The 10,352-nt window shown below is 43.6% G+C and carries 5 protein-coding genes and 2 pseudogenes; 4 read left to right on the forward strand and 3 right to left on the reverse strand.

Annotated features, from left to right (window positions below):
- Nucleotides 1–99 precede the first annotated feature (99 nt).
- From nrdJ to AACX33_RS08055, 3 genes and pseudogenes are all read left to right on the forward strand, one after another.
- Nucleotides 100–1,173 (forward strand): annotated as a pseudogene (gene nrdJ / locus AACX33_RS08045) (ribonucleoside-triphosphate reductase, adenosylcobalamin-dependent); the annotation flags it as partial.
- Between the two features lie 162 nt (nucleotides 1,174–1,335).
- The gene (locus tag AACX33_RS08050; protein ID WP_193997654.1) at nucleotides 1,336–1,554 is read left to right on the forward strand and encodes a hypothetical protein; all 219 of its coding nucleotides are present in this window, start codon (nucleotides 1,336–1,338) and stop codon (nucleotides 1,552–1,554) included.
- Between the two features lie 532 nt (nucleotides 1,555–2,086).
- Nucleotides 2,087–2,386, forward strand: coding sequence for an RNA recognition motif domain-containing protein (locus AACX33_RS08055; RefSeq protein WP_193997653.1), 300 nt, complete (start codon nucleotides 2,087–2,089; stop codon nucleotides 2,384–2,386).
- A 485-nt stretch (nucleotides 2,387–2,871) separates the two neighbouring features.
- On the opposite strand, the gene AACX33_RS08060 is transcribed toward AACX33_RS08055, so the two are convergent.
- Together AACX33_RS08060 and AACX33_RS08065 are read right to left on the reverse strand one after the other, a co-directional pair.
- The gene (locus tag AACX33_RS08060) at nucleotides 2,872–5,934 is read right to left on the reverse strand and encodes a UPF0182 family protein (RefSeq protein WP_193997652.1); all 3,063 of its coding nucleotides are present in this window, start codon (nucleotides 5,932–5,934) and stop codon (nucleotides 2,872–2,874) included.
- Nucleotides 5,935–6,157: 223 nt separating this feature from the next.
- The gene (locus tag AACX33_RS08065; RefSeq protein WP_193997651.1) at nucleotides 6,158–8,908 is read right to left on the reverse strand and encodes a cation-transporting P-type ATPase; all 2,751 of its coding nucleotides are present in this window, start codon (nucleotides 8,906–8,908) and stop codon (nucleotides 6,158–6,160) included.
- Between the two features lie 319 nt (nucleotides 8,909–9,227).
- Between AACX33_RS08065 and AACX33_RS08070 the strand changes: the two genes are divergently transcribed.
- Nucleotides 9,228–9,671, forward strand: a complete 444-nt coding sequence (locus AACX33_RS08070) for a cyclic nucleotide-binding domain-containing protein (protein WP_193997650.1) — start codon at nucleotides 9,228–9,230, stop codon at nucleotides 9,669–9,671.
- Nucleotides 9,672–9,681: 10 nt separating this feature from the next.
- On the opposite strand, the pseudogene AACX33_RS08075 reads toward AACX33_RS08070, so the two are convergent.
- Nucleotides 9,682–10,352, reverse strand: a pseudogene (locus tag AACX33_RS08075) (cobyrinate a,c-diamide synthase); the annotation flags it as partial.

Consider the following 10,352-nt stretch of genomic DNA (forward strand, 5'->3'; position numbering starts at 1 on the left):
CTAACGCTATTTTTTGTTAGTAGAAAATATAGTCGGATCTATGAGGAATTAAGAACTCATAGAACTAAAGGATAAAAAGCCTTTAGGATAACAAAAATGGAAATTATTGGTAGCAATTTTCACTGTAACTTGGCGGAGATACACTTAAATCAAATTGATCCACATAACTATAAAGAACAAGAGGAGGCTTTCACGGCTGGGGCGTTATCTGTAGCAGCACTGTTAAATCATCAATTTTTAGAACCCCGCTATCAAGAAAGCCGGGAATTAGATCCGATTGTGGGGGTTTCTTTCACAGGTTTATTTGATTTCTTTGTTCATGCTTTTGGTGTTGACTGGCTGCATTGGTGGGAGTCAGGAAGACCGGAAACCCCCCAAGGATTAGTCTTTAAGCAGGAGGAACAGAAATATTTAACCTTCTGGAAAGATACGGTGCATCGAGTTGTGTGGGAATATTGCGATCGCCATAATCTCAAACGTCCTAATCGCTGTACTACAGTCCAACCCAGTGGTACTAAATCCTTGCTCACAGGTGCTAGTTCTGGCTGGCATCCCCCCAAAGCCCAAAGATTTATTCGCAGAATCACTTTCGGGAAAAATGACCCCGTAGCTCTAGCCTGCATTGACTATGGTTACAGCGTTATCCCCTCCCAATCTGACAAAGATGAACAGGGTAACTTGTTAAATGATCCCTTTGACCCCCGCGTTAGTGAATGGCTAGTAGAAATCCCTGTGGCTGTATCTTGGGCTGATGTCCCAGGAGCCGACCAAATTGATGTCTCTCAATTTTCCGTCTTAGCTCAATTTGATTTTGTCCTCCAAGTTCAGCGCTGGTATGTGACTCACAACACATCAGCTACTTTGGAATTGCGCTCTGAAGAAGTTGAAGGACTAGGACAGCGGATTTACGAAACCATCCAAAATGATGAGGGTTATATTTCCGCAGCACTTTTAGCTCGGTTTGATGACTTGCAATCATTCCCCCGCTTACCATTTGAACCCATAGACAAACTCACCTATGAGCGTTTAAATCAAGAGGTGAAAGGGCGACGCAACACAGATGATTTCTGTGCAGTTTTAAGCCGCTATGATTCCGGCGAGTTAACAGAAGCTGGCCCTAGTGGCTGTGACTCTGATAAGTGTATGTTTCCCGACCAGGGGCCAATGTCGTAGAGGAAAGAAGCAGGGGAGCAGGGAGCAGGGAGCAGGGAGCAGGGGGGAAGAAAATCCTCCCTCAATCCTTCATCTCAATCCCCATTCCCTTGTAGAGACGCGATTCATCGCGTCTTTAAGTTTCCAGGTTAGGATCATTAAAACAACGGGAGATTCTAAAATATGTTCCTTGATGAATTGTCACCAATATTCAAACAATTGACCAAGCACCCAGTTTCATTTACTGGGGGATTTTTCTCTGGTGTGCTGCGACTCAACCTGAAAGATGACCCTGTAAAAAGCTGGCTGGATAAACAAATCAACTCAACTAGTTATACTACCTCAACTAATGAGGCTCATAATGGCAAAGCTTTTGGGCTTAAGCAAATTTCCATTGATTGAAATTTCCGCGCATCTCACAATCGACTCACCCAGATTGACAGATGAAGCCAGGAAGTGGGAAACGGAGAAAGAGAAACAGGAAAGACACGATAGATGTGTACTGAGTCCTGTGTAAAAATCAAATAGGAGTCCTAATAGTTAAAAAACTCTTGTGGGGTAGGCATCTTGCCTGCCCTATCTTATGCAAATTAATAGTATCTTAGTTCATTGAAAATACTTTTGCAGACAAGTCAAATTTGTGACCATAAAACCGATAAATGTATACCAGAAAACATATAAAAACGTCTGATTTGATGTTATTAAATATTGTAAAATCTCATACTTGGAAAAATCTCACAATCAGTTATTATGTGAGCGTATGCCTAAGTTCAGTCCCTTGGCATCTTTAGTTGCAGAAAAAGCCAGCATGAAATCGCTGTCCTACAACATTCGCCATCGGTGAGTCAGAACAGACTATGCAATATTTGCAGTTTGTTGATATCTGTTTCTCCAGCTGAACTAATCGCTTTTCTTTGAAAATTACGTGACCCACATGACTATTTACGTTGGAAACCTCTCTTACCACGCTACTGAAGAAGACTTAAGAGCTGTATTTGCAGATTACGGCGAAGTCAAAAGAGTAGTTTTACCTACTGACCGCGAAACAGGACGGATGCGTGGCTTTGCATTTGTGGAAATGAATGAAGATGCTCAAGAAGACGCTGCTATTACCGAGTTAGATGGTGCAGAATGGATGGGTCGTCAACTGAGAGTCAATAAAGCCAAACCCAGGGAGGATAACCGACGGGAAGATAGTCGGGGAGCGAATTGGAGTAAAAAACAAGATTTTTAATCAAGTTTAAGTTCCTAACTATAGCAGATTGTTTTCTAGTTACATAAGATAAATTTGCTAAATTTTACTAGAAACAATAGAAATATATCCGGTATCCGGCTAGTTGTAAAAAGTAAGCAAATTTTCATACTAGTCGGGTATTTCTATCAGTCTAGAATACCTGGTTTTTGCATAGCAGGTTAAGTTCCAATTGAAGAATTTATAGAATTACGCAAATTATTAAAAAGAGGCAACATATCCAGTGCGCTATTGATGATTGATCAAATGGAGGAGATGAGCAAAAAGGATATTCTCAATAGACATCTCCGACAATTAAATATGCGTTTCCTAGAACCCTTGTAGAGACGTTCCATGGAACGTCTCTACATTCTTTTTCGGAGATTTCCAATGTGCAATGAGGGAGAGGGTGCAACGGAAAAATGGACAGTTGATTCTAATGCAAAATTTTAAGCTTGCCACGCCACTACATACCCGCCCGACAATAACTATTCTGAGGGGGCTGGCTCTTCTACAGGACGAATTATGGCTGGGGCTGGTGTGACTTCTGGCTGGAATATTCCCTGTAATGCTTGCTCTAGTGTTGGAGCCATGACTATGCGGTTTTCAAAGGCGACGATGACTCGGACTAAAGTGGGTAGTCGGTTTTGCGTGGCTTCTAAATAAATTGGCTCGACGTATAATAAGGATTGTTCAATGGGAATAATCAATAGATTACCTTGAACTGCTCTTGAACCCTGGCGATTCCACAGGGATATTTGCTGGGAAATTACTGGGTCTTGGTTAATTCGGGCTTCAATTTGCTCTGGTCCGAAAATTAAGCGTTCTTTTGGAAATACATATAGTAGTAATTTACCGTAATTTTCACCGTCTGACCGCGCTGCTAACCAAGCGATTAAATTAGAGCGTTGTCTAGGTGTGTAGGGCAGTAGTAAGATAAATTCTTCTCTACGAGAGGCTTCGCCAACAAAGGGGAGGTTGGGTAGGGTGGGGAGGCTGGTAATTAAATAGTAGGGGTCTACTGGACGCGCTTCACTACCATAGATTTCGTTGGGTATTTGCCATTGGTCTTCTCGGTTATAAAATACCTGGGGGTCTGTCATGTGGTAGGTCATCAATCGCTCTGATTGAATTTTGAAGTAGTCTACCGGATAACGAATATGGCTGAGGAGGCTAGGGGGTAAATTACTGAGGGGTTTGAAGGTGTTGGGAAATATTTTTGACCAAGTGTTAATAATCGGGTCACGGGTATCGGCGATGTAAAAGTTAACTGTACCGTGGTAAGCATCTATAACGATTTTGACTGAGTTACGAATGTAGTTGATTTCTGCGCTGGTGGTGTCGGAGTAGGGATAGCGATCGCTTGTAGTATAAGCGTCTATGATCCAGTAAAGGTAATTATTATTACTAGGGAAATCACTATTACCATTTTCAGGGCTGGCATCGGCGGCGACTAAATAAGGGTCACTATCAAATTGTAGAAAAGGTGCGATCGCTTGAATGCGTTCCTTGATATTCCGCCGAAACAATACCTTGGTATCTGGCAGAAAGTTCCGCGTAAATAACATTTGCCAATCTTTCAAATACATGGCAAATAATAACCGTCGCCAAGGCGCACCAACGCGAATGCCCCCTATTCCATCATAAGTAGTGTAAACATTATCACTACCAGAGGGAAAGTCTAATTCTCTGACTTTTGTACCAGTCATGACATGAGTATTAGTAATTTCACCGAAATAAAGCCGGGGTTGTCCAATGGGAACGCTGTCACGAATAGCTTCACTGGAGGTTGTAAGGGCGTTCGCGTTATTGCCAGCAATATCTTTGACAAAATATTCTGGTAGCCCACCTGGCCCCACTGTGTTCACTGGACTCATGGTAAAACCGTAACCATGAGTATAAATTAAATGGCGGTTAACCCAAGTTTTAGCTTGTTGTGGCACGGCAGTATAGTCTAATTCCCGTGCAGCAATCAATACCTGCCGCCGTTCTGTTGGTTTTTCCTGTTCCTGTTCCGGGTTGGCTGCTGAAATCTGTTCTGGGGCTGTGGGTCTTTCGGCGGGTAATTCTTTAAAAAGTCTGTAACGGTCAATATCGGCATCGGGGAACCGATAGTAGAGACGAATTTGTTGCAGTTGACGGTTAGTTTCTAAGAGTGGTTGTTGATCCCAAAGGCGAATATTCCGAATGGTCGAATCATTCCTTTGGATATCAGCTTCCGTCAAGTCTCCTGTGGGGTTGAAGGTTTGCTCATCAATTACTTCTAGAGCAAATGCTTGCCGAGTCAAGGCAATAGTACGCTGAATGTAGGGTTCCTCTCGCTGTAATTCGTTGGGCTGCACAACTAAATTTTGCACCACAGTAGGCAGGATAAAATCAGCTGCGATACCTATCACTAGATACAGCCCCAACCCATAAAATATCAATGGGCGATACTGAGACTGGGGTTTCCAGGAAAAAGTCCGCCATAGCAGGTAAAAGGCAAGTATTAAGGCGAAGACGCACAAAATTGTATAAGCTGGCAAAACGGCTGTGACATCGGTATAACTAGCACCGTAAGTTACCCCACGTTGAGAATAAACTAGCTCATAACGACTCAGCCAATAACTCAGGGCGACAACGAGCATGAATAAGCCACCCAAGCCGGATAAATGACGCTGTTGTCGAGACGAAAACCCTGGAAAAATTCCCTGACTGAGACTATCTGCTGACAGGAGATAAGTCAGGCTGACAGAGACAAAAGCATACAAAAATAATCCCATCAGCCAGAGTTCTAACAGTTCCCAAAATGGCAGGGAAAATATATAGAAGCTAATATCTAGACCAAATAAAGGTTCAGAAGCTTTGAAGGAAGTGGGGCTAAAGTATTGCAGTACCCTGGCCCAGTTGTGAGATAGCACCCAAGCAAAAAGGAGACTAAAACCAAGTGCGATCGCTGCTAAGAAAAATTGGGGATAAATTATAATGGCGATCGCTACTCCCGCAACCAAGGCGATAGACCAACCCTGAGAGACAATTTGCACACTGATTAGTTGCCAAATTCTCTCTGGTCGAAACAAAGGTGGAACTGGTGGAACAGTCCTGATAATCGGAGAATGCCAATAACTAACAGCTATTTCACCGTAATGAGCCAGCATTAATCCCACTAACAAGCTGAATACCAAGGCTATGGGTAGCAACCAGAGTAATCTTAACGATTTAGTCCGGGACTTAGGTGTCTGTGTTTCATCGGGTTTGGGATAGTTAGGACTGAGAAAATTTTGCAGGTCACTGTCAATTGCTGCTTCCTCGCGCCGGACTTCCTTAATCTTCAAAGAATCGGGATATTTTAGCTGTTGTGCAAACCTGAGATTTCCCAGTAGAAAAGTAGCCGTAACACCAGCCACAAGTATCCACAAACCACCCTGGGTAATTATCCTCAGCAGAAATACTTGCACATAGCCCACATTCTCAAACCAGAAAATTTCTGCTCCTAGACGCGAAACTAAATCTAGGAGTAGCCAAACTCCCAGGAATATTATTAATAATCTAAAGCACCATTTCCATAACATATAGCGATCTTATTTGATTTATGAATTTATCGTTCGCGTAGCGTGCGCGTAGCGCATACCGCCAAGTCGCCTAAAGCCTTCGGCATAGCTTCGCTTACCGCGTAGCGTCTCCCCTTGGGAGAAGGTCGCCAAGGGAAGAAAGGAATAGGCAATTATTTTTTACTTTGCGCCTTTGCGCCTTTGCGCGAAACTAATCCATATTTTCCATCAGCAAAGTCAAGAATTATTCCGCAGGATCGATGCGATTCACAAACAAAGCTAGGGGAATCATCGGTAAAGCGGGAATCAAACAAATCAGCCATTGCTCTAAATTCAATGGCGCAGTTTTAAATAAAGTATTCATCACACCCCATTGACTAAAGATGACTTGTAGCACAATTGTGCCGAGTATAGCAAAAGCCATTGATTTGCCATCGCTGATCCTGGCTTTCTGACCTCTGAGTGTTCGGAATAGAGCATTTCCTAAGTGGCTGATACTCAATAAATAAACAATTCGCCCAACTACTAAAGCTTGAATGGCCATTGTCCGCGCCAGATCAATATTATTTGTGTCTTGACGCACCCATTCAAACATTCCAAAAATTAGAATCCAGTTAAATATGGAAACTGCGGCAATACGTTGAAATAGTGTACCTGAAAGTAATGGCTCCCGTGGGTTGCGGGGCTTGAGTTTCATTACTCGCTCAGATTTGGGTTCAAATGCTAAAGGTACGGTCATAGCGACTGAGTTGACCATGTTCAACCACAGAACTTGCAGCGATAAAATTGGTAACTCTCTGGCGAATAAGGCACTAATCAGAATTGTCATCGATTCGCCACCGTTGACAGGTAGAATAAAGGCGATCGCTTTTCGCAAGTTCTGATAAACTGTCCGCCCTTCTTCCACTGCGGCTTCAATAGAGGCAAAGTTATCATCGGTAAGCAACATATCTGAAGCTTCTCTGGCTACATCTGTACCTGCGCCACCCATTGCTATGCCAATATCCGCTTGTCTCAGTGCCGGCGCATCATTTACACCATCTCCAGTCATGGCGACAATTTCACCTTGAGACTGCAATGATTCTACTAACCGGAATTTTTGTTCTGGAGCAACTCTAGCAAATACTACACCATGCTCTGCGGCTAGGGTCAGTTCATGATCATCCATTGCCGTGAGTTGTTTACCCTCAAAAGCGCGCACCCTACCATCTTTTTCTAAACCAATTCGTTCTGCGATCGCTTTCGCTGTGGTAATGTGGTCACCTGTAATCATCTTCACCTGAATCCCCGCAGTTTTACAGGCACGCACCGCAGCGATGACTTCTGGTCGCGGTGGGTCAATCATTCCCTGTAAGCCTAAGAAAATCAACCCCGTGGTAATATCCTCGTGATCGACTGAAGTTTGACCATCTGGCACAACCTTCTTCGCAAACGCCAATACCCGCATCCCTTCGGTAGCCAAGGCTTCAACTTGCTGTTCGATTAATTCCCGGTTGATTGGTTCTGGTTCGGCGTTAGCATTGAGCATCTCCTGACAACGGCTCAAAATTGCCTCTACAGAACCTTTAACGTAAATAGTTTTAGCACCATCACCAGCTTGCTCTAATGACTCATGGCTATCATGTAGCGTCGCCATGTACTGAAACTGAGATTCAAAGGGAATACCATCGATTCGGGGAATTGACTTAGCCATCTGGGACTGATTCCACCCGGCTTTATTCGCAACTGCAATTAAAGCACCTTCAGTCGGATCACCAACTACAATCCAATTACCATTCTTTTGTTCTAAATGAGAATCTGTGCAGAGTAACCCAGCCATCAAACAAGCTTTGAGAGTGGGGAAATTGCCTGATGCTAAATTTACAGTTTGCTGCTCAAATAGGATATCCCCATCTGGATTATAACCTGTACCACTCACCGAAAAATTATTTCCGCCGGCATAAATTCCCTGGACTGTCATCTGATTTTCCGTCAGAGTTCCAGTTTTATCAGAACAAATTACCGTCGCACCGCCTAAAGTTTCCACAGCTGGTAACTTGCGAATAATGGCGTGACGGCGTGCCATCCGATCCACCCCAATGGCCATTGTGACTGTCACCACAGCCGGTAAACCTTCGGGAATCGCACTCACAGCTAAAGCCACAGCCGCTTCAAACATTGCTGGCCAGGACTGTCCTTGTCCTAAACCTACGGCAAAGGTCATTGCCGCTAGTCCCAAAATTATGTAGAGCAATTGGTGACTAAATTTATCAAACTTGCGAGTTAGGGGTGTACTCAGGTTAGTTTGCCGTTCTAGGGACTGGGATATCCGCCCCATTTCTGTAGCATTTGCTGTGGAAACTACGACCCCGTTACCTTGTCCAAAGGTGACAAAACTCCCTGCATAAGCCATGTTCACCCGTTCTGCTAAGGGAGTATCTGCACTGACAGTTGTAGTAGATTTTTCCACAGGCACAGATTCCCCAGTCAAGGCTGACTCATCTACCTGTAAGTTGCGCGTATTCAGCAGACGCAAATCAGCCGGAATCTTGTCACCAGAAGTCAGCAAGACTATATCCCCCGGCACTAATTCTTGGGAAGAAATGCGGGATTTCTGCCCATTACGGATGACTGTAGCCTCTGTAGTCACGGCTTTAGCTAAAGCGGCGATCGCACCTTCAGCTTTTGATTCCTGAACAAAGCCGATAATGGCATTAATCAGTGTTACGCCCCAAATTACAGATGCATTTGTCCATTGACCTAACAACGCTTTGATTAACCCAGCTACCAGCAGAATGTAGAGCAAAGCTTGATTAAATTGTAATAAAAATCTCAACCAAGCGGGTTTTCCAGGTTTGCCCTTGAGTTCATTCTTACCAAATTCTGCGAGTCGATTATTAACTTCTCCTGAAGTTAAACCCTTTTCCGGGTCGCTATTGAGGGTTTGAGCCGCTGCTTGTGCTGGTAGTGCGTGATATTCATGTGACTGTCGGCTACCCATTGCAGTTGCAGACATAAAATTTCCCGAAGTACTAAAGTGGTCAAAATCTGGTTAGTGCTGAATCAAGTGTGGGCTGCCAACACTGAGACGTTCATCACTTTACTGTGACTGACAATGTGCCAGTTATATGGTTTAAATAATTTGTCAACAACTTTTTAGGGCAAGCTTTTTTCTATATACTACTATTTTTGCGATCGCCTTTCTTCTTCCCTAAGCGATAGCTTCTGTTTGATCTAGCTTTGAGAAAACTCTTCCCCCATCCCTGATTTCGTGATCATCTTCCTGATCGGTACTAGTCCTGTTATTTTTAATGTATAAGTTGTAACTTCTAATTATGCTCAGCAGCGTTGACCGTTTATTATTTGTCCGGCGAGTGCCGATTTTTAAGGAATTGCGAGATGATTTTATTGTCCGGCTGACTTCAGTGATGCATGAGCTGCAATTTCCGGCAAATCATACTATTTTTAAACAGGGAGAAGAAGGGCGATCGCTTTATATTGTGGTGTCAGGTAAAGTGAAAGTCCACATTGGAGAAAATAAACTCGCAGAGGTAGAACAAGGAAAATACTTCGGTGAGATGGCAGTATTTGATACTCAACCTCGTTCTGCTTCAGCCACAACTCTAGAACCTTGCGAATTTTTAGAATTGACCCAAGAGCAACTGTATGATGCCATTGAGGAAACCCCGGAAATTGCCGTGAATATCATTCGCGAGTTATCCCGTCTGGTTCGGAGACTAAACGACGATATGAATATGACTATTTCTACAAGAAATTAGTTAGGAAATTTCACGCAGAGGCGCGGAGAGTTTTATGATCAGGTTTTTTGAGACATTGTTTGAGAAACTGCTGTGGGATTTCTGGGCTTTGTCCCCAATGCAAATGAATATAAGAGGCGTGGAGGTTCCAGGGTAAAGCCCATCCTTCAGTTCCCATATTTTCGTCACAATCGTAGCGATAAGTTTCAAACAAAGGACTGTGGGGATTTATACTTAAACAAGAACGATGAAATTCATGTCCGTAAATGTTTGTCCCGGCTGCTACTAGGAGATTATCTTGCAAAGCTACTGCACGACGATACCCTAAAGTTAAACGTCCACCCATGACAGCAGATGTGGGTAAGACTCCCACCATTGGCCAAGATTTACCCTCAAAATCAATAATTTGCTCACATAAGTACATTAAGCCCCCACATTCGGCAATTGTGGGCATTCCTGATAAAATTGCCGTTTTTACTGTTTGAAGGGCGCTGGTGTTGGCTGCAAGCCTCTCTGCACAGACTTCTGGGAAACCCCCACCAAAGTACATTCCTTGGATATCTTCTGGTAGTTCAGCATCTTCTAAAGGACTCCAGAATACTAATTCTGCACCTAATTTTTGCAGTAAATCGAGATTGTCTTGATAGTAGAAATTAAAAGCGCGATCGCGTGCAACGGCAATTTTTACGGGGGAGTGGGGAG

This window comes from Nodularia sp. LEGE 04288 (genome assembly GCF_963896525.1).
GTDB lineage: Bacteria > Cyanobacteriota > Cyanobacteriia > Cyanobacteriales > Nostocaceae > Nodularia.